This is a genomic window from Rhodococcus wratislaviensis, from assembly GCF_041228765.1.
In the GTDB taxonomy this organism is placed as follows: Bacteria; Actinomycetota; Actinomycetes; order Mycobacteriales; family Mycobacteriaceae; genus Rhodococcus_F; species Rhodococcus_F wratislaviensis.
In genome coordinates this window covers 8,186,752-8,206,483 of the sequence record NZ_CP150488.1, presented here as the reverse complement: position 1 = coordinate 8,206,483, position 19,732 = coordinate 8,186,752, and the positions used below count along the sequence as shown (strand labels likewise).

General features: G+C 67.9%; 19 protein-coding genes. 5 read left to right on the top strand and 14 right to left on the bottom strand.

The genetic code is table 11. The features are described from left to right. Window positions 1-10: 10 nt before the first annotated feature. The 3 genes from WKC72_RS37470 to WKC72_RS37460 form a co-directional block, all read right to left on the bottom strand. Window positions 11-604: a TetR family transcriptional regulator gene (locus tag WKC72_RS37470; protein ID WP_112299654.1), complete on the bottom strand. Its 594-nt coding sequence runs from the start codon at window positions 602-604 to the stop codon at window positions 11-13. Then, window positions 594-2,117, bottom strand: coding sequence for a DHA2 family efflux MFS transporter permease subunit (locus WKC72_RS37465; RefSeq protein WP_112299655.1), 1,524 nt, complete (start codon window positions 2,115-2,117; stop codon window positions 594-596). Before WKC72_RS37465 ends, WKC72_RS37470 begins: the two co-directional genes overlap by 11 nt. A 76-nt stretch (window positions 2,118-2,193) precedes the next feature. Next, on the bottom strand, window positions 2,194-3,591 hold the full coding sequence (locus tag WKC72_RS37460; protein ID WP_037241739.1) for a cytochrome P450: 1,398 nt from the start codon (window positions 3,589-3,591) through the stop codon (window positions 2,194-2,196). 98 nt (window positions 3,592-3,689) lie between these two features. On the opposite strand from WKC72_RS37460, the gene WKC72_RS37455 reads away from it, so the two are divergent. Both WKC72_RS37455 and WKC72_RS37450 read left to right on the top strand, forming a co-directional pair. Next, window positions 3,690-4,274, top strand: coding sequence for a TetR/AcrR family transcriptional regulator (locus WKC72_RS37455; RefSeq protein ID WP_128640024.1), 585 nt, complete (start codon window positions 3,690-3,692; stop codon window positions 4,272-4,274). Between the two features lie 75 nt (window positions 4,275-4,349). Next, window positions 4,350-5,132, top strand: a complete 783-nt coding sequence (locus WKC72_RS37450) for a class II aldolase/adducin family protein (RefSeq protein WP_037241736.1) — start codon at window positions 4,350-4,352, stop codon at window positions 5,130-5,132. 28 nt (window positions 5,133-5,160) lie between these two features. On the opposite strand, the gene WKC72_RS37445 is transcribed toward WKC72_RS37450, so the two are convergent. Genes WKC72_RS37445 through WKC72_RS37435 form a run of 3 tightly spaced genes read right to left on the bottom strand, consistent with a single transcriptional unit; the run spans window position 5,161 to window position 8,269 of the window. Continuing rightward, complete coding sequence (locus tag WKC72_RS37445; RefSeq protein ID WP_370181289.1) at window positions 5,161-6,120, bottom strand: C-terminal binding protein; 960 nt, start codon at window positions 6,118-6,120, stop codon at window positions 5,161-5,163. Continuing rightward, window positions 6,117-6,746: a TetR/AcrR family transcriptional regulator gene (locus tag WKC72_RS37440; protein ID WP_037242456.1), complete on the bottom strand. Its 630-nt coding sequence runs from the start codon at window positions 6,744-6,746 to the stop codon at window positions 6,117-6,119. Before WKC72_RS37440 ends, WKC72_RS37445 begins: the two co-directional genes overlap by 4 nt. Window positions 6,747-6,793: 47 nt before the next feature. After that, window positions 6,794-8,269, bottom strand: coding sequence for a sodium:solute symporter (locus WKC72_RS37435; RefSeq protein WP_112299659.1), 1,476 nt, complete (start codon window positions 8,267-8,269; stop codon window positions 6,794-6,796). 205 nt (window positions 8,270-8,474) lie between these two features. Between WKC72_RS37435 and WKC72_RS37430 the strand changes: the two genes are divergently transcribed. Further along, window positions 8,475-9,365 (top strand): LysR family transcriptional regulator, encoded by an 891-nt coding sequence (locus tag WKC72_RS37430; RefSeq protein WP_037241728.1) that lies wholly within the window; start codon window positions 8,475-8,477, stop codon window positions 9,363-9,365. A 7-nt stretch (window positions 9,366-9,372) separates the two neighbouring features. On the opposite strand, the gene WKC72_RS37425 is transcribed toward WKC72_RS37430, so the two are convergent. The 3 genes from WKC72_RS37425 to WKC72_RS37415 are packed head-to-tail and all read right to left on the bottom strand — an operon-like array spanning window position 9,373 to window position 12,385. Beyond that, window positions 9,373-10,035, bottom strand: a complete 663-nt coding sequence (locus tag WKC72_RS37425) for an IclR family transcriptional regulator (RefSeq protein ID WP_037241726.1) — start codon at window positions 10,033-10,035, stop codon at window positions 9,373-9,375. A gap of 37 nt (window positions 10,036-10,072) precedes the next feature. After that, entirely contained in the window at window positions 10,073-11,221 is a 1,149-nt protein-coding gene (locus tag WKC72_RS37420) for a CaiB/BaiF CoA transferase family protein (RefSeq protein ID WP_370181286.1), read from the bottom strand. Between the two features lie 12 nt (window positions 11,222-11,233). Further along, entirely contained in the window at window positions 11,234-12,385 is a 1,152-nt protein-coding gene (locus WKC72_RS37415) for an acyl-CoA dehydrogenase family protein (RefSeq protein WP_370181285.1), read from the bottom strand. Between the two features lie 182 nt (window positions 12,386-12,567). On the opposite strand from WKC72_RS37415, the gene WKC72_RS37410 reads away from it, so the two are divergent. Beyond that, a complete protein-coding gene (locus WKC72_RS37410; protein WP_370181284.1) occupies window positions 12,568-12,945 on the top strand; it encodes a hypothetical protein in 378 nt (125 codons plus the stop codon). A 102-nt stretch (window positions 12,946-13,047) separates the two neighbouring features. Here WKC72_RS37410 and WKC72_RS37405 read toward each other — a convergent pair whose 3' ends face one another. After that, window positions 13,048-13,251, bottom strand: a complete 204-nt coding sequence (locus WKC72_RS37405) for a cold-shock protein (protein ID WP_005244612.1) — start codon at window positions 13,249-13,251, stop codon at window positions 13,048-13,050. 233 nt (window positions 13,252-13,484) lie between these two features. On the opposite strand from WKC72_RS37405, the gene WKC72_RS37400 reads away from it, so the two are divergent. Further along, a complete protein-coding gene (locus WKC72_RS37400; RefSeq protein WP_370181283.1) occupies window positions 13,485-14,318 on the top strand; it encodes an alpha/beta fold hydrolase in 834 nt (277 codons plus the stop codon). 11 nt (window positions 14,319-14,329) lie between these two features. Here WKC72_RS37400 and hutG read toward each other — a convergent pair whose 3' ends face one another. From hutG to WKC72_RS37380, 4 genes are read right to left on the bottom strand one after another with little or no spacing between them, the layout of a single operon-like run. Beyond that, a complete protein-coding gene (gene hutG / locus WKC72_RS37395) occupies window positions 14,330-15,292 on the bottom strand; it encodes a formimidoylglutamase (RefSeq protein WP_370181282.1) in 963 nt (320 codons plus the stop codon). After that, window positions 15,289-16,512 carry an imidazolonepropionase gene (gene hutI / locus WKC72_RS37390; RefSeq protein WP_268791695.1) on the bottom strand — a complete coding sequence of 408 codons (1,224 nt, stop codon included), beginning with the start codon at window positions 16,510-16,512 and terminating at the stop codon, window positions 15,289-15,291. The genes hutG and hutI overlap by 4 nt, the downstream gene beginning before the upstream one ends. Window positions 16,513-16,559: 47 nt before the next feature. Beyond that, window positions 16,560-18,236, bottom strand: a complete 1,677-nt coding sequence (gene hutU / locus WKC72_RS37385) for a urocanate hydratase (protein WP_037241713.1) — start codon at window positions 18,234-18,236, stop codon at window positions 16,560-16,562. A 59-nt stretch (window positions 18,237-18,295) separates the two neighbouring features. Then, window positions 18,296-19,732, bottom strand: coding sequence for a cytosine permease (locus WKC72_RS37380; protein WP_037241711.1), 1,437 nt, complete (start codon window positions 19,730-19,732; stop codon window positions 18,296-18,298).

The following is a 19,732-nucleotide window of genomic DNA, read 5'->3' as shown; positions in this document are numbered from 1 at the left end:
GGCGCCGGGTCTACGACGTGGCACGCCCGAGCGGCAACCCGTCCTCGAGGAATTCCAGTGCGCGCAGGGCGAGCGGCAGATCACCGGGCAGCAGATCGACGACACCGAGAACGACGCCGACGATGGCCCCGGCGAGCGCGCGGACCTCGAAATCGTCAGCGGAGCGTCCGACCCTGCGCGCCATGACACCGGCGATCATGTCGATGCTGCGCACCATTTCCTGCATGATGGCCCCACGAAGTTCCGGGACCGAGTACAGCAGTTCCTGACGCTTCCGCTCGAAGTCCATGTCTGCCTCGGACAGGCCGGCGAACACGGACTCGGCCGCCTTCCGGAATGCGGTGATCAGCGGGACGTCCGGTGGTTGTGCCTCGATGGCCTCGATCATCAACGGATCGAGGTCGTCGGCGAGCACCAGTTGTTCCTTGGTGGGGAAGTAGCGGAAGAACGTGCTCGGCGACACGTCCGCGGCCTCCGCGATCTGCTCGATCGTGGTTTCCGGGTAGCCCTGCTCCCGGAACAACCGAAATGCCTCGGTCCGGATGGTCAGCCGGGTGCGCGCCTTCTTCCGCTCCCGCAGGCCTGGTCGAGCGTCAATGGACATGTACCGATTTTGACTCATTCTGCTCCCGGGCCGGGGTATCGCGGGGCGTGAAGCGTGCTGCGAGCACCATCGCGACGGCGCAGATGCCCGCGCACACCCACAGCATGAGGCTCATCCCGGACAGGAACGACGCCTGGACGTGCGCGAGCATCGACGGGTCGCCGGTCGCCTCGGCCACCGCGACGCCTGCGTTGACGCCGTCGCGGACCGGGTCCACGTCGAGGGCTCCCAGTTCGGTCCGGTAACGGGTGGCGAGGACGGTGCCCAGCACCGCGACCCCGATCGTTCCACCGGCCTGCCGCAGCGCCTGGATCAGTGCCGAACCGGAACCGGAACGTTCGGCCGACAATGCGCCCAGGGCCGCACCCATCGCCGCCGGCATCACGAAACCCATTCCCGCGCCGACGAGTGCGATCCATGTCGCGCTGAACCAGTACGCGGAATCGACGGAGGTCAGGGCGCCGGTCGCGAGTCCCGCCGTGAGGAGGGCGAACCCGATGACGATGACCGGCCGGGCGCCGGCCCGCCGAAGCAGTCGGTCGCAGAGCCGGGTGCCGACCAGCAGTCCGCCGATCAACGGCAGCAGTCGGAGGCCGCTGCCCAGCGCGTCCACGCCGAGCACGGCCTGGAAGTACTGCGGCACCGTGAAGAACAGCCCGAACATCCCGAAGTTGACCAGCGTGGTGAAGATCGTGCCCCAGCGGAATCCGGGGCTGGCGAACAACGACGTGTCGATCAGTGGATGACGCGACCGACGCTCCCACATCGCGAACAGTCCGAGCGCGACCACGGCCACTACGATCGACGCCCACACCAGTGCGTCGCCCCAGCCGTCCTGGCCTGCCCTGATGAAACCGTAAGTGAGGCAGAGAAGTCCGAATGACGACAGTGCGGCGCCGAGATAGTCGGTGGGCGACTGCTCCTCGCTGCGCGATTCCGGGACCAGGGTCGCGACGGCGATCGCGCCGACGACGACCAGGGGCACGTTGATCAGGAACACCGATCCCCACCAGAAGTTCTCGAGCAACCATCCGCCGAGAATCGGGCCGAGGGGCAGGCCGATCGCGGTGGACGTTACCCAGATGGTCAGTGCCCGCGATCGTTCGTCGGCGTCGGGGAACAGCACGGGCAGCACCGCCATCGACAGCGGCATCATCACCGCGGCCCCCAGCCCCAGCAGGGTGCGTCCGGCGATCAGCTGACCCGATGTGCTCGCATAGCTGCAGAGCAGTGACGCGACGCCGAACAGGACGAGGGCGCCGAGCAGGAGCTTCTTGCGGCCGTACCGGTCGCCGAGCGCACCTGCAGGAAGCAGCGCGGCGGCGAGGACCAGCGTGTATGCGGAACTGAACCACTGCAATTGCGAGTTGTCCGCTCCGAGATCGACCGCCAGTGTCGGCAGCGCCACCGTCAGGACCGTGATGTCGAGACCGATGGTGAGCATGGCCACGGACAGGGCTCCGAGTGCCCACCAGCGGCGAGGGGCGACTTCGATGACCGTCGTTTCACTCATGACAGCTCCACTCGAAAGGAAGTTACTATTTTTTGATAGTAGCTCTCACTTTGTGGCTGTCAAGGGCTGTCGACGGTCAGCGCCGGCGGAGCTGCAGCGTGAAGCCCTCGGGCATGAGGGTGAGCCGCTCGGCGACCTTCAGCCGATAGCCGGGGTCGCCCACGATGTCGTATCGACGCAGGATGGTGCCGAGGACCAGGACCGCCTCGTGGAGGGCGAACTGCCTTCCGATGCAGGCGCGCTCGCCCGTCCCGAACGGCTTGTACACGTGCGCGGGACGGGACCGGATGCGCTCGGGAAGGAAATGGTCGGGGTCGAACGCCTCGGGATCGTCACCCCACACGGGGTCGCGGTGCAATGCGGGGATGAGGACGAGCATCCAGTCGCCGACCTTCATCGGGTACTTGCCGACGAGGGTCGTGTCGACGGTCGCCTCCCTGCCGTACGCGGGCGCCGTCGGCCACAGCCGTAACGACTCGTCGAGCACCCGGCGCACGTAGCGGAGCTTCGCGATCTGCTCGAACGCGGGCTCCTCGTCGCCCCAGACCGCATCGACCTCCGCCTGCGCCTGAGCGAGGACGTCGGGGTGCCGCGACAGGTAGTACAGGGCGAACGACAGTGCACCGGAGGTGGTCTCGTGTCCCGCGACCAGGAAGGTCACCACCTGGTGGCGGATGTTCAACTCGTCGATCCGATGGGGGTCGTCTTCCCGGGCCGCGCGCAGCATGAGTTCGAGCAGGTCCTCGGGACCGGCCTCCGCGCTGTCGCGGCGGGCGCGGATCACCTCGTCGACCACCTCGGCCATGTGTTCCAGGTTGGCGACGTTGCGGCGATCCGATCGTCGGGCCAGCAACCGTCCGAGCGCCGAGGACTTCACGAACGTGGTGCGCTGCGAATGGCTCAGCGCTCCGACCATCGCCTGCACGAACGGGTGCGGGCGCTCGCGTCTGAACGAGTCGAAGGAATAGCTGAAACCGGTGCGGCCGATGGTCTCGAGCGTCAGCTTCGTCATGTCGGAGGAGACGTCGACGGGGGTGCCGTCCACCCGCTCGTCCCAGTGCTCCGTCAACTCGCCCGCGACGTCCAGCATCGTGCGGTGATACGACCGCATCGCGGATTTCGTGAACGCCGGGGCGAGGAGGTTGTGCGCCTTGCTCCAGTTCGGCTCGTGGTTGTAGGCGGTGAACAACCCGTCGCCGCCGACTTCGCGCAGCGACGCGACGCCCGGTGCCAGGTGCTTCGCGAACCGGGATTCGTCGGAAAGTTCCGCCACCATGTCGGCGCCGGACGCGAACACGAACCGATTGCCGAGAACGTTGCGCTCGAAGATGGGCCCGAGTTTTCTGCCGATCTCCATCGAGTTCTGCAGGGGAGTGCGGATGCTGATCCCGAAGACGTCGCCGACGACGGGGAGCCGCCATCGAGGATGCGGGATGGTCGCCTCCGCCGTGGTGTGCAGTGATTCGACGCTCATAGTCGACCCCCGTGTCGATGTGGGCAGCGTTACTGAATTGGTGTCTAGTACGCAAGGTACGCCTTACTGAACCGGTGTCAAGCAGTACGGTGACTGGCATGACCAGCGCCCGCCGACGACTCGCCCCGGAGCAGCGGCGCGCGCAGTTGCTCGACATCGGCGCGCGACTGTTCGCGGACCGCCCCTACGAGGACGTGTGGATCGAGGAGGTCGCGGAACTCGCCGAGGTGTCGCGCGGCTTGATGTACCACTACTTCCCGACGAAGCGGGACTTCTTCGCCGCGATCGTCGAACGCGAATCCGAACGCCTGCTCGACGTGACGGCCCCCGACTCCACCCTCCCCGTCGAGGAACAGGTCGCGGCCGGCCTCGACGCGTACTTCGAGCACGTCGCGAGCCACCGGCACGGAGTCCGGGCCATCAACCACGGCGCGCTGTCGGCCGACGCCGACATCCGGGCCATCGTGGAGCGGGAACTCGACGCCCAGCAGCGCCGCATCGTCGACGCGCTCGATCCCCCCGACAGTGAGCGGGAACTCGTCGGCGTCGCGGTGCGCGGGTGGATCGCCTTCGTCCGCGCCGTCTGCATGGACTGGCTCGACCACCCGTCGATCGCCGAGGGCGAGTTACGTGAACTCTGCCTGCGCTCGCTGCGGGGCATGCTGGGTGGGCGGCTCGACTGAGCCGAGGGCTGGCACTTAAATAAATCAGTTGATATATTTAAGCCGAAATCCCTTCGGTGATCAAGGAGATCCCGCATGAGTGCACCCACTGTTACGTCGCAGGGCCGAACGAGCCCGGCGAAGACCGAGGCGGAACTGCGTCGTGAACTCGCGGCGGTGTACCGCCTGCTCGCGCATTTCAAGATGACCGACCTCATCTTCACGCACGTCTCGGTCCGGATTCCCGGGCCCGAACATCATTTCCTCATCAACCCGTACGGCCTGCTCTTCGAGGAGATCACCGCCTCCAACCTGGTGAAGATCGGCCTCGACGGCGAACTCGTCGAACCGTCCGAATATCACGTCAACCCTGCAGGATTCGTGATCCACGGCGCGATTCACGAGGCCCGGCCGGACGCGCAGTGCGTGCTGCACACCCACACGAAGGCCGGGTGCGCAGTCGCCGCGCAGGAACAGGGACTGCTGCCGCTGAACCAGATCTCGATGGAGTTCTACAACCGGGTCGGCTACCACGACTACGAGGGCATCGCCCTCAACACGGCCGAACGTGTGCGGTTGGTCGAGGACTTGCGCGACCATCCCGCGATGATCCTGCGCAACCACGGGCTGCTCACCGTGGGTGAATCCGCCGCCGAGGCGTTTCTGCGAATGTTCTATCTGGAGAAAGCGTGTGACATCCAGATCGCCGCCCAGGCGTCGGGTGACCTGCGCGTTCCGTCGCCCGAGATCGCCGAGCACACCGCTCGCCAGTTCGCCGGCGAGGCCACGGACGACTACACCGACGATCAGGCCTACGAGATGGCGTGGGCGGCGCTGCTGCGGATGCTGGACCGGACCGCCCCCGATTACAAGGACTGACAGCGGCTTACCGAGACTGGCAGGGCGGTCACATCCCCGGTGCGGCAACGACTCCCGCCGGGGATGCGCCCGTCAGGACCGCCGCGACATTGCGCGCCGACTGCTGCGCCAGGGTGTGCGCGACCTGCGGTGAGTACCACGCGGCGTGCGGGGTGATCACGAGGTTCGGGATCTGCAGGATCGGATCATCCTGTGCGGGAGGTTCGTTCGGAAGGACATCGACGGCCGCACCCGCGAGGTGTCCACCGCGAAGTGCGGCTCCGAGTGCGTCGTGGTCGACGAGTCCGCCCCGGGAGACGTTCACCAGATACGCGCCGCGTGTCATCGCCGCCAGCGCACGTTCGTCGATCAGCCCCTTCGTCTCGGGAGTCAGGGGGACGTGCAGGCTCAGCACGTCGGAGCGGCGCAGCAGTTCCTCGAACCCGACCACCTCGATGCCCTCGGCCGCCAGGTCCCCGGCGCGGTCACCCAGCCCACGGCCGCTGACCAGCACGGTCATCCCCACGGCTCGGGCCCGCAGCGCGAACGCGCCGGCGATCCGGCCGAAACCGTAGAGGCCCAGCACGGTTCCCGCGATCCGTCGCGGCGGCGCTGCGGTGACGTCCCACCCGCCGGCATGTACGGCTCGGTCCAGGGCGTGGGTGGATCGGAGTAGTCCGAGGGTGAGACCGAGTGCGTGGTCCGCGACCTCCTCGGTGCAGTAGTCCACTGCCCGCGTGACCCAGAGGCCGCGTTCGTGGGCCGCCGACACCGGCAGGTGGTCGTACCCGGCGGACGTGGCCGAGAGCAGGCGCAGGTCCGGGAGATCCACCAAATGACGGGGCTCGAGTCCGGTGTTCTCCGGGCCCACGAGCAGGGCGATTACGCCGGGTCCGGACGGGAACTCGGACTGGTGCACGACGTCCGCGGAAATACCCGCGGCGGCAAGCGAATCGGACAGCGCTTCGGCCGGAATGAAGTCGTCGAGGACGACGACGCGGTCGGTCATCTGCCTACTGCTCCCGCTTCTTCGGTGGTCCGTCGCACGGCGGCGTCGACGCAGCGGGCGGCGGCGTCGCCCTCGCTGATCGACTCCATGACGACGGGATCCAGGATGGCCTGCAATGCCAGACCGTCGGTCAGTGCCACCAGCGCGACGGTGACGGCGTCCGCGTCGAGGTCGGCGGAGACGGTGCCCTCCCGCTGTGCGGCGGTGACCGCCTCGCGCACGACGCCCCGCCAGCGGGCGAGGAAGGCCGCGATCTCACCGCGTGCCGTTTCCTCGGCCGCGCCCTCCGCGTAGAAGAACAGGAACACGCGGGTCATCGCGAGTCGGCGTTCGTCGAGCGGCAGGATGGTGGCGGTGATGTTCCGCAGCTTCTCGAGCGGGCCGGCGCTCTCCTCGTCGAGAATCGCGCGGTACAGGTCGCCCTGGATGTCGCCGGCCCGGCGCAGCGCCGCGAGGAGCAGTTCGTGCCGGGACCCGAAGTAGTGGTTCAACACTCCGGTCGACCACCCGCTCTCCTCCGCCACCGCTCGCGTGGTGACGGCGGAGATCCCCTCCCGGGCGATCAACGCGAGAACGGCGTCGGCGAGCGCCCGTCTCCGCTCGTCGTGGTCGACGATCTTCGGCACGATTTTCCTCTCGCTGGTGCGCATTCACTCTCGTGCGCTGGTGCCACTCAGGCTATCGGTGCCGGCACCGGAACCGGATCTTCCTCGTCCTTTCCCGACACTCGCGCATTCCACACGGACATCACGTTCGCCGGGGTGGGTTCGGTGAACAGGCTGGTGGCCACGAACACCACCAGCGCGCTGACCAGTCCGACGTACACCGGCTCGTTCGCCATGACGTCGCCGACGACGAACATCGTCGCGATGGTCCCCACCGTGCCCACCGCCATGGCCGCCATCGCGGCCGTTCCGGTGGCGCGCTTCCAGACCAGTCCACCGAGGATGGGGACGAGGAGGCCGCCGACCAGGATGTCGTAGGCGATCGTGAGTGCGGAGACGATGTCGTTGATGAGCGCGGCGATCACGATGCTGACGAGGCCGATCACGATCACGTAGAGGCGGTTGCCGCGCACGTCGGCTTCCGGATCGGACGTGTCCAGTTCGGGGCGTGTGCGGCCGAAGATCTGGGCGACCAGCGGAAGGACGTCCTGCCGGGCGACCGTGGCGGTGGCGATCAGCGCGCCGGAGGCGGTCGACATCATCGCCGCCACCGCGGCGGCGAGGACGATGCCGCTGAGACCGACGGGCAGGACGTGGACGGCGACGTCGGCGTACACGTCGTCGGACGAACCGATGTCCGGCATGAGTGCCGACGCGGCCAGACCGATCAGGGCGCCCGCGACGCCGTACAGCAGGCAGTAGACGCCGGCGGTGACGCCGCCCCACCGCGCGACCTCGGGCGACTTCGCGGTGAACACGCGCTGCCAGATGTCCTGTCCGATGAGGATGCCGAGGGTGTAGACGACGAAGAACGTGACGATGGTGCCGGTGCCGATGGTGCCGAGCCCGAGTGCCTGTTCGCCCACGCGCTCCTTGATGCCGGCGTAGCCGCCCGCCTTGCTCCACGTGAACGGGAGAAGCAGGACGAAGACGCCGATGGTCTTGATGACGAACTGGACGACGTCGGTGAGCGTGATCGACCACATGCCGCCCATCGCGGAGTAGGCCACGACGATGAGGCCGCCGAGAATCACCGACAGGGTCCGGTCGAAGCCGAACAGCACGTTGAAGATGGTGGCGTAGGCGATCGTGGAGGTGACGGTGAGCATGAGCGTGTAGGCCATCATCACGAGACCGGACGCGCCGGTGGCGTCGATGCCGTACCGGAGCTTCAGCATCCCGGAGACGGTGTAGACCTCGAGGCGCTGGATCCGCGCGGCGAAGAGCAGGCTGAGCAGGAGGACGCCGGCGGCGATCGACACGACCAGCCACATTCCGGAGATGCCGTACTTGTAGCCGAGGCCGACGCCGCCGACGGTGGAGGCGCCGCCGATGACGACGGCCGCCATCGTGCTGGTGTAGAGGAATCCGCCGAGGCGGCGGCCGGCGACGAGGTATTCGCTGGAGTTGCTCGCCCGGCGTTTGCCCCACCAGCCGAACGCGAGCATCGCGCCCAGGTAGATCAGGATGATGGTGATGTCCATGGTGCGTCCTTCACGTGTCCTAGCGGATCGGTGATGACGGGCGCGGTGGTCCCGTCGGTGCCGGTCTCGTCAGACCGTTGCCCTAGACGGTAGGAGAACATTGACGTGAAATAAATCACTTGATACAAATAATCACTTCAGAAATTCGTGAAGTAATGGTGCGAGCCAGCTCACACCCTGTTTTCGACCCCGACGGAGGAGCGCGATGCGCAGCTCGCTACCCGATCTGAAGCTCCTCCAGATCTTCGCGGCGGTCGTCCGCCACCAGGGGTTCGCGCCCGCGCAGCAGGAGCTCGGACTGTCCGCCTCCGCGATCAGCACCTACATGAGCCAGCTCGAACGCCACCTCGGCATCGTCCTGTGTCATCGCGGCCGGGGCGGATTCGGCCTCACCAGCAAGGGCGAGCTCTACCACAAGGAATGCCTGCGCATCCTCGGCGAACTCGAGGGCTTCGAACGCTACGGCGCAGCGCTGCAGGGCGAGCTCCGGGGAACCCTCACCATCGGCGTTCTCGATTCCACCGTCACCGACACCACCCTGCCGCTCGCCGACGTGATCGGCGTCTTCAGCCAGGACCACCCCGCCGTCTACCTCGACCTGAAGATCCAGACCCCGCACGAACTGCAGGTCGGCGTGCTCGACGACCGGATCGACGTCGCCGTCGGCGCGTTCGCCTCACCGATGAACGGCCTCGTCTCCCAGGCGCTGCACCGGGAACAGCACTGGCTGTACTGCAGCGACAAGCATCCGCTGTTCGGCAGGAAGCGGGTGCCGTCGGAGGTCATCACACAACAGCGGATGGTGACCCGCGGCTACTGGTCCGAGCAGGAACTCGCCCGCCAGGGGTTCCCGCAACCGTCGGCGACGGTGGAGAACATGGAGGCGCAGCTCATTCTCGTGCTGTCCGGCGCCTACATCGGATACCTGCCCGAGCACTACGCGGAGTACTGGGTCGACCGGAACCGGCTGCGGCCGATCCTGCCGGCGTCGTTCGGCTATCAGGCGCCGTTCTCGCTGATCTACCGGCGGGGCCGGGCCCGCGAACCGATGGTCCTCACGTTCCGCGAGTTCGTCCGGACCAGCATGGGGAGCTGACCGCGGCTCACGGGACCGGGGAGCCCAGTTCCGCCGACAGTGCCCGGCAACGCTCGACCAGGACGAGACCGTGCTGGGCGCAGAGTGCGTCGTCGAGACGGAACGTCGGCCCGACGACGCTGAGCGCGCCCACGATCCGCCCCACCGCGTCGTAGATGGGGGCCGCCACACCCGTCGAGTGGTCCTCGATGGTGTCGTGGGCGATCGCGTACCCCTCGCTGCGCAGGTCGCCCCGCAGCGCGGCGCCGACGGCCGTGCCCACGAGCGGCACCGTCTGACCCACCCATCCCATGTGCCGAATCGCGTGGGTGCCCTCGATCTGCGCGAGATACAGGGCGGTGCCCTTGGGGCCGTGGGTCGACAGGTAGGTGGATTCGCGCGTTTCCTCCGCGATCGCGACCATCGCGGGTCGGGCCCGGGACAGCAGCTGATTGTCGCTGATCGCCCGGGCACCGATCTGGAGAAGTCGCGGCCCGGCCCGGTAGACGTTGTCGTCGCCGCGGACCAGGAACTCGCTCTGCTCCATGCTGCGGATCAGGCGCAGGGCGGTACTCGTGGCGAGACCGGCGGCTTTCGCGGCGTCGCCGAGTGTCAACCCGCCCTGCTCGGTGATCGCGCCGAGCAGTTCGAAGGTGCGGCTCGCGCTGCGGGTCACATCTCCGGGGGCCATGGGTCGTCTCCTGACGGTCGCGGGTGTCGGCGTGAATCTACCGCGACGCGATCTCGGACAGCAGGGGCTGCCGGTGTTCGTCGAGCAGCGGGCTGCGGCGGACCCCGGGACGTGCGCTGTCGCCGAACACGACCGGCTGCCGGACATAGTCGATCGTTCCCGCGACCGGATGATCGAACGACTCCACGAGCCCCCGGTGCCTGCTTTGCTCGGACGACAACGCCTGCTTCACGTCCCAGATCTCGGAGCTCGCCAGTCCGGCCGCGCCGAGGAGCGCGACCGCCTCGGCGACCGTCTTGTCCTTCGCCCAGATCTCGATCTCCGCGCGCAGGGCGGGTTCGTGATCGGTGCGGGACGTGTCGTCGGCGAAACGGTTGTCGCCGAGAAGGTCTGCCCGATCCATGGTGTAGGCGAGCTTCTCGAATCCGGACTGGCTGGCGACGGCGAGGACGAACAGGCCGTCCGACGCCCGGTACGTGTCGAACGGGGTGGAGACGGGGTGGCGATTACCCACACCCACCGGCGCGACACCCGATGCCTGCAACTGGCTGTGCGCGGTGGGAAGCATGGCCAGCATGCTGTCGAACATGGCGACGTCGAGGTGTTGCCCCACACCCGATTCCCGGGTGCCGACCAGGGCGGAGCTGATGCCCCACGCCGCGAACAGTCCCGCGACGAGGTCGCCGAACGATTCGCCGAGCCGGGTCGGCCCGGATTCGGGGGAACCGGTGATGCTCATGATCCCCGACATCGCCTGCACGACGAGGTCGTAGGCGGCCGAACCCGCGAGCGGCCCGTCCTGCCCGAAACCGGAGATGGACGCGTAGACGAGCCGGGGGTTGCGGGCGTGGACGGTGTCGTAGTCGATGCAGAGCCGGGCGGTGACGCCGGGCCGGAAATTCTCGACGAGAACATCGGCCGTGTCGAGGAGGTCGAACAGCACCTTCCGATCCGCGTCGTCCTTGAGATTCAGTGCCAGTGAGCGTTTTCCGCGGTTCAGCACGTTGAAATAGATGCTCTCACCGTCGCGGAACGGGCCCAGGTGCCGCGAGTCCTCGCCGGCGGCGGGCTCGATCTTGACGACGTCGGCACCGGCGTCCGCGAGCAGCGCCGTGCAGTACGGTCCGGCCAGGACGCGGGAGAGATCGACGACGCGGATGCCGTCGAGGGGAGGCAGGGTAGGCATGACGGGCCCCTCTCAGAATTCGGTCGAGCGCGGCGAGGGCGCGTTGGCGGCGATGGTGAGCAGCTGGATCTGCGAGGTGCCCTCGAAGATCCGGAGGATCCGGCAGTCGCGGTAGAGGCGTTCGATCTCGGATTCGCGCATGAAACCGGCACCCCCGTGAATCTGCACGGTCTGGTCGACGATCGAGAAGCAGGCCTCCGTGGCCACGTACTTCGACACGGACGCGGCCCGGCGCAGGTCGGCCCCGGCGTCCTTCACGTCCGCCGCCCAGTCCGCGGTGACGCGGGAGGCGACGAGTTGCGCGTCGCACGCACCCAGCAACAGCTGAATCGCCTGGAACTCGGCGATGGGGTGTCCGAACTGTTTGCGCTCGGCCGCGTAGGAGCGACCCAGTTCCCAAGCGCGCAGCGCGATTCCGTTGGCCATCGCGGCCACGTCGATGCGGGCGCGGTTGAGGGCGGTGAGCGCGATGTTGCCGCCGCGGCCCTCCGTTCCCACCACGGCGTCGTGCGGGAGCACCACGTCGTCGAGGTAGACGGTGTAGGTGGGGGCAGACCGGATGCCCAGCTTGTCCTGGGGCTCCGAGTAACTCACGCCGGGGGTGCCCTGGGGGAGGACGAACGCGGTGATGCCGCGGAAGCCTGCGGATGGATCGGTCTTGGCGAAGAGGACGACCAGGTCGGCCTCCTTGGCGTTGGAGATGTACGTCTTCGAACCGGACAGGTGCCACCCGTCGTCCTCGCGCCGCGCCGTCGTGTGCATCGAGGCGACGTCGGAGCCGGCGTCCGGTTCGGTGAGGGCGAACCCGGCGAGCAGTTCACCGGACGCCAGCCGGGGCAGCCAGCGGCGCTTCTGCTCCTCGGTTCCGCCGACGAGGATCGGCTCGAGCCCCAGGTAGTGCGCGGTGTAGATCGAGGCGAGGGCGGCGTCGGTGCGGGCCACCTCCTCGATGGCGATCAGCTGTGTCTTGGTGGACAGGCCCAGTCCGCCGAATTCTTCGGGCACCGAGATGCCCATCAGGTCCTGTTCGCCCAGGCGCTTCACCAACTCCGCCGGGAACTCCCGCGTCTCGTCACGGAAGGCCGCGCCGGGGTGGATCTCACGGTTGGCGAATGCGCGCACTGCGTCGCGGAACTCGGCGGCGTCGAGCAGCTGATCGGTCACGGAAACTCCTGTCGGATGATCAAAATTGCCACCTAGTGAAATGGCAATGCCACTTGGTGGCATATCGACTATGAAGGAGGCCGACGAATTTGTCCAGAGCTGCCGGTGTCCACGGCACGGGAGCGGGTACTCGACCACGGACGGCGGCGCACAACCCGTGCGGCACGGCAGAGGGAGGCATCATGCGCGCGATCACGCGAGGGATCGTCACCGTGGGAACAATGATCGGCGCCGTACTCGCAGGCGCGGGGACGGGCGTCGCGGAACCCGGCGCCGTGCCGTCCGGCACCTATCAGGGAACGACCACCGCGCCGGCGGGGGAGTTGATCTGGAAGGGCAAGACGTTCCAGGGCGGCACGGTCGTCAACAACTTCGCGTTCGGCCTGACCGGACTTGCAGGCACGACCTCGCGGGACGGGAACGGAAACACCGTCATCGATTACAGCCCATCCGGTCTGGGGTTCCTGACCGACAGGATTTCCCCCAACGCAGACGGGACCTACACCGGGGCCGTGTACGTCAACGGCAACCAGGTGGGAAGTTTCGGCCTCTCGAGATAGCTGTCCCGGGGCCTACTACGACAACGAGGCCGCACCGCTCGGGTGCGACCTCGTCGTCACAGTGGCATCTGCGACCTCGTCACAGTGTCATCGGGGCGTCGGTCAGACGGCCCGGACATTCTGGGCCTGCGGGCCCTTCTGGCCCTGTCCGACCTCGAATTCCACCCGCTGGTTCTCCTCCAGCGACTTGTAGCCGCTGCCCGAGATCTCGGAGTAGTGAACGAACACGTCCGCGCTGCCGTCGTCCGGCGCTATGAATCCGAAGCCCTTCTCGCTGTTGAACCACTTCACAACACCCTGCGCCATACCGTTCACTCCCTGCAGTTGCCGCCCGGGACCTCACATCGAGATCCCGTTCGCGTGGATATCATCCTCGCATCCTGGCGCGCGTGCTTCCAGTGGTACGCCCACGATTCCTTCGGATCCGGGGCGCCGTACCAGGTCTGCGCAAGAAATTTTCCTGGACGACCGATGATTCTGCCCGTCGGCGGCGGTCCTACCTGCGACCGATAATCATCGCCCCGAACGAGGAGAACCCGATGAATCGCACACCGACCGCCACCGCCGCTACCCGGATCCTCGACGTCCCCGGTGCCAGGCTGTACTACGAGGTCCGGGGCACGGGCCCCGTCCTGGTGCTCGTCGGCGCTCCGATGGACGCCGACTCCTTCGCGCCCGCGGCCGATCTGCTCTCGTCCGACTACACCGTGCTCACGACGGACCCGCGGGGCATCCACCGCAGCCCGGTCGACGACCGCGACCGCGATTCCACCCCCGAGATGCGTGCCGACGACCTCGCCCGGCTCCTGAGGCACCTCGACGCAGGCCCTGCCGTGGTGTTCGGCTCCAGCGGCGGCGCCGTCAGCGCGCTCGCGCTCGTGCAGGCGCATCCCGAGCTGGTCCACACCGTGATCGCCCACGAACCGCCGCTGGACGAGCTCCTCGACGACCGCGGGCAGCTGCGCGTGAAAACCGACGAGATCATCGACACCCACCTCGCCGGGGACGTCGTGGGGGCGTGGAGGAAGTTCCTGGCCCTGGCGAACATCCACATGCCCGAGGAGGCGTTCCAGCAGATGTTCGCGGGCGAACGGGATGCGCAGACCGAGGCGGACGACTACTTCCAGCATGCGCACATGCTGCGCCCGACCACCCGCTGGTGCCCGGACGTCACCGCCCTGCGCTCGGCGCTCACCCGCATCGTCGTCGGTATCGGCGAGGAGTCGGGTGGCCAACTCTGCGACCGTACGTCGCGGGCGCTCGCCGCCGAACTGGGCGTCGATCCCACCCTGTTCCCCGGCGACCACATCGGCTTCGCCCACGACCCCGCCGCGTTCGTCACCCGCCTGCGCGCCGTGTTGCGGGCGGCCTGAACGGACCGGCCTCAGCGGACGATGGGAATCCGCTTCGTGACGATCCGATGGATCAACCGGGCGGCGGTGCGGGCGGTGCGGTTGTCGACGTCGAACGACGGATTGAGCTCGGCCACATCGCACACCGCGAGTTTTCCGCTGGCGGCGACCGCGTCGCACACGAATTGGATCGTCTCCGCGGGCACGCCGTACGCGGCGGGAGCGCTCACTCCCGGCGCGACCGCGGCGGGAAGGACGTCGAGGTCGATGGTGAGGTAGACGAGATCGACGTCCGACAGGAACTCGCTGACGAAGACGGCCACCCGGTGCCGGTCGGAGACCGAGCAGTCGTCGTCCAGGAGGTACCGGACGTCGTATCCGCGTGCGGTGTCGAACAGCGCGGTGGTGTTGCTCGGCTGGCTGATCCCGAGCACGGAGTACTGCAGGGCGGTGCCCGCCGCATGCTCCTGCTCGAGGATCTGCCGGAACGGTGTGCCCGAACTCGGGACCGGATCGGACCGCAGGTCGAAGTGGGCGTCCAGGTTCAGGATCCCGATCCGCCGCTTGGGTGTGCGGACGGCTGCCTGCGCGAGACCGAGGTACGTGCCGTAGGCAACCTCGTGGCCGCCGCCGAGGACCACCGGGAACTGGCCGGCGTCGAGGGTTGCGGCGACCACGGCACCGAGAGCCATCTGCCCCGCCTCGAGGCGGTTGTCGGTGACCGCGACGGTGCCGGCGTCGTACGCGCGGAGCGGCTCGGCGAGCGCCATCGACGACAGCGCGCCCCGCAGCGCGTCCGGGCCGCGGGCCGCCCCGCGGCGGCCCTTGTTCCGCTCCACACCCTCGTCGCTCGAGAAGCCGACGAACACACAGGCGCCGGGCTCGGCGCCGTCGTGAAACGGCGTGACCGCCTGATGCCAGCGGAGGTGGTGACTCGACGTGCCGTCCTCCCTGCCGACCCAGGGGGGTGGGGGAATCAGCAGGTTCTCCATCATCGCAGGGCCCTCGCTTTCTCGTGACCGGTGTGCGCGGACCAGGCGAGTTCGCCGCCCCGCCACACATCGCTGACCAGGGGGACGCCGGGCCGGTAGGCCAAGTGTAGGTACGACGGCGCGTCCAGGGCGAGGGCGTCGGCCCGCGCCCCGGGACGCAGGACCCCGACGTCGGCACGTTGCAGCGCGCGAGCCCCGCCCGCGGTCGCCGCCCAGATGGCTTCGTCCGGGGTCATGTGCATGTCCCGCACCGCGATCGCGATGCAGAACGGCAGGCTGGTGGTGTAGCTGGTGCCGGGGTTGCAATCCGCACCCAGCGCCACCGTGACACCCGCGTCGAGCAGGGCCCGGGCGTCCGGGTACTTGTTCCGGGTCGAGAAGTCCGCGCCGGGCAGGAGAGTGGCCACCGTCGAACTCTGTGCCAGCGCATCGATGTCGGCCTGTGTGGTGTAGCAGACGTGGTCGACGGACGCGGCCCCCAGTTCGACGGCGAGCTGGACTCCGGGGCCCTCGCGGAGCTGGTTGCCGTGGACGCGGGGGATCAACCCCTTCGCCATCCCGGCGGTGAGAACGGCGTGTGCCTGATCGCGGTCGAACGCGCCGGTCTCGCAGAACACGTCGATCCATTTCGCCTGCGGTGCACAGGCGTCGATCATTTCCGCGCACACCATGGCGACGTAGTCGTCGGCCCGCCCCGCGTATTCCGGCGGCGGGACGTGGGCGGCGAGCAGCGTCACCTCGTCGGTGAGGGACGCCGCGATCTTCGTGCTGCGCAGTTCGTGCGCGACCGTCTGCCCGTACCCGGTCTTGCATTCCACGGTGGTGCTGCCGGACCGCAGGGACTCGTCCAGCAGCCGCCGCGTGTTCGCCTGCAGCTGTTCGTCGGTCGCATTCCGTGTCGCCTCGATCGTGTTGCGGATGCCACCCGCCGCGTACGGCTGGCCCGCCATCCGCGCCGCGAATTCCTCCGCGCGTTCCCCGCCGAACACGAGGTGCGAGTGGCTCTCGACGAAGCCCGGGAGCACCGCCCGGCCGTCGAGATCGTGCCCGACGTCCCCGGCCGGCGCCGAGTCGGCGCTGCCGACCCAGGCCACCACGCCGCCGTCGAAGACGACGGCGGCGTCGCGGATCAGCCCGAGCGGACCTTCCCCCACTGTCGGGTCGTTGGTCACCAGGGTGCCGATGCCGGTCAGCACTGTGGAGCGGGAGGTGTTCGCTGTCACTGCTGTTCCTTCCAGTGGTTCGAAAATGCGGTCGCTCGGGCCTGCGGTCATCCTTCGGACATCGGCACGCGCACGCCGCGCTCCTTGGCGACGTCGATGGCGTGGTCGTATCCGGCGTCGACGTGCCGGATGACACCCATGCCGGGATCGTTGGTCAGGACCCGCTCCAGCTTCTCGGCGGCCAGGTCGGTGCCGTCCGCGATGCACACCTGACCGGCGTGGATGGACCGTCCCATGCCGACGCCGCCACCCTGGTGGATGGACACCCACGACGCGCCCGACGCCGTGTTGACGAGTGCGTTGAGCAGCGGCCAGTCGGCGATCGCGTCGGAGCCGTCGAGCATCGACTCGGTCTCGCGGTACGGGGACGCGACGGATCCGGAGTCGAGGTGGTCGCGGCCGATGGCGACGGGCGCGGACAGCTCGCCGGACGCCACCATCTCGTTGAACTTCAGGCCGGCCTTGTGCCGTTCGCCGTAGCCGAGCCAGCAGATCCGGGCGGGCAGACCCTCGAACGCCACCTTCTCGCCCGCCATCGTGATCCAGCGCTTGAGGTGCTCGTTCTCGGGGAACAGTTCGAGGATCGCCTTGTCGGTGGCGGCGATGTCCTTCGGGTCACCCGACAGCGCGGCCCAGCGGAACGGGCCGAGGCCCTCCTCGAACAGCGGACGGATGTAGGCGGGCACGAATCCGGGGAAGTCGAATGCGCGGTAGTAGCCGGCCTTGCGGGCCTCGTCACGGATGGAGTTGCCGTAGTCGAACACCTCGGCGCCCTTGTCGAGGAAGCCGACCATCGCGGCGACGTGCCGTGCCATCGACGCGCGGGAGTCCTCGGTGAACTTCACCGGGTCCTTGTCGGCCATCGCCTTCATGTCGGCGAAATCGACTCCGAGCGGCAGGTACGACAGCGGGTCGTGCGCCGACGTCTGGTCGGTGACGATGTCGATGGGGGCGTTCATGGCGAGCAGTTCCGGGAAGATCTCCGCGGCGTTGCCTTCGAGGCCGATCGACAGAGGGCGCTTTGCGTCGCGGGCCTCGATCGCGAGACGCAGGGCGTCGTGGATGTCGGTGGCCTTGGTGTCGAGGTACTTGTGTGCGATCCGGCGGTCGATGCGGGTGACGTCGCAGTCCACGCAGATCGCGACGCCGTCGTTCATCGTCACGGCGAGGGGCTGGGCGCCGCCCATGCCGCCGAGTCCCGCGGTCAGCGTGATGGTGCCGGCGAGCGTGCCACCGAAGCGTTTCCGGCCGACCGCGCCGAACGTCTCGTACGTGCCCTGCAGGATGCCCTGCGTGCCGATGTAGATCCACGACCCGGCCGTCATCTGCCCGTACATGATCAGGCCGAGGGCGTCGAGCTTGCGGAACTCCTCCCAGTTGGCCCAGTCGCCCACCAGGTTCGAGTTCGCGAGGAGGACGCGGGGAGCCCACTCGCTGGTGCGGAACACACCGACCGGCTTGCCGGACTGCACCAGCATCGTCTCGTCCGACTTCAGGGTCTTCAACGTCCGGACCATCGCGTCGAACGCCTCCCAGCTGCGCGCGGCCTTGCCGGTGCCGCCGTAGACGACGAGGGAGTCGGGATGCTCGGCGACCTCGGGGTCGAGGTTGTTCATCAGCATGCGCAGGGCGCCTTCTTGCTGCCAGCCGAGTGTCGTCAGTTCGGTGCCGCGGGGCGCCGACACGTGGCGGGGTCCGGAAACCGGAGGCGTCGTGGTGGTCATGTCGTGTACTCCTTGATGGTCGAACGTGGGAGAGGGGAAAGTCTGGGGGTCGGCGTGATTCACAGTCGTGAATCCGCCATCGCGGTATTCGCGGGATAGATCATCGAGGCGGGTGGGTTGCTGTTGCGCCGGGCGAGCGGGTAGTAGATGGCGCCGGTGAAGACGATGCCGACGATCCACGAGATGTCCGCGCCGCCCAGCATTTCCGTGACGGGTCCGGTGTAGAGCTTCTGGGCGAGGAACGGGATCTGCGCGAGAACGCCGACGGCGTAACAGATCATCGCCGTCTTGTTCCAGCGGCCGTAGCGGCCCGCCGGGTCGTACAGCGCCGGGATGTCCACGCGCTCCTTGGAGATGAGGTAGTAGTCGATCAGGTTGATGGCGCTCCAGGGGGTGAAGACCATCAGCAGCACGAGGACGAAGTTCTTGAAGTTGTTCAGGAAGTCGGCGCTGGCGCCGATCGCGATCAGCATCGACACGGCGACGAACCCGATGATGTACAGGGTGCGGGCACGGGACGAGATACGCGACTGTCCGTTGAAGGCGGTCACCGTGGTGAGGATCGACATGAAACCGCCGTAGGCGTTGAGGCAGTTGACGGTGAGCTTCCCGACCAGGATCACCAGGTAGATCATCAGGGCGATCGCGGCGGGTCCGGCGAGTTCACCGATGAAGCCGACCTGGTCGCTGAGGAACGCATCGCCGGCGACGGCGGCGACGAGCGCGCCCAGCGTCATCGACCACTGTGAGCCGATCACGCTGCCCGCGAACGTCGACCAGAACGTCGTCCGCTCGCTGGTCGAGCGCGGCAGGTAGCGGGAGTAGTCCGCGACGTACGGTCCGAACGTCAGCTGCCAGCCCGCGCCGAGCGAGATCGCGAGGAGGAACGTGACGATGTCGAAGCCCTTGTTCCCGACGAACGCGGCCACGTCGTACTCGGCGAACAAGCGGATCGCGAGGTAGGTGAATCCGAGGATGCCGACGACGGTCGCGATCTTGCCGACCACGTGGATGAGTTTGTAGCCGGTCACCGCCACGAACGCGGTCATCGCGCCGAAGATGAGGATGCCGACCGTCGGGCTGTCGATGTGGAGGATCTCGTTCACGGCCTGACCCGCGAGGACGCTGCCGGTCGCGGCGAAACCGAGATACATCAGGACGACGAGAACCAGCGGTAGCACGGCGCCCAGAACGCCGAACTGGGCCCGGCTCGAGATCATCTGGGGCAGGCCGAGGCGCGGTCCCTGGGCGGAGTGCAGTGCCATGACGGCACCGCCGAAGACGTTTCCGATCAGCAGGCCCACGATGGCCCACAGCGCGTCGGCGCCGAAGACGACTGCGAGGGCGCCGTCGACGATCGCGGTGATCTGCATGTTGGCGCCGAACCAGAGTGTGAACTGGCTGCGCGGAGATCCGTGGCGCTCGTCGTCCGGGACGACGTCGATGGTGCGACGCTCCGGCGCGAGGCTGATCTCGGGAGGTCCCTCGTGTGTCAT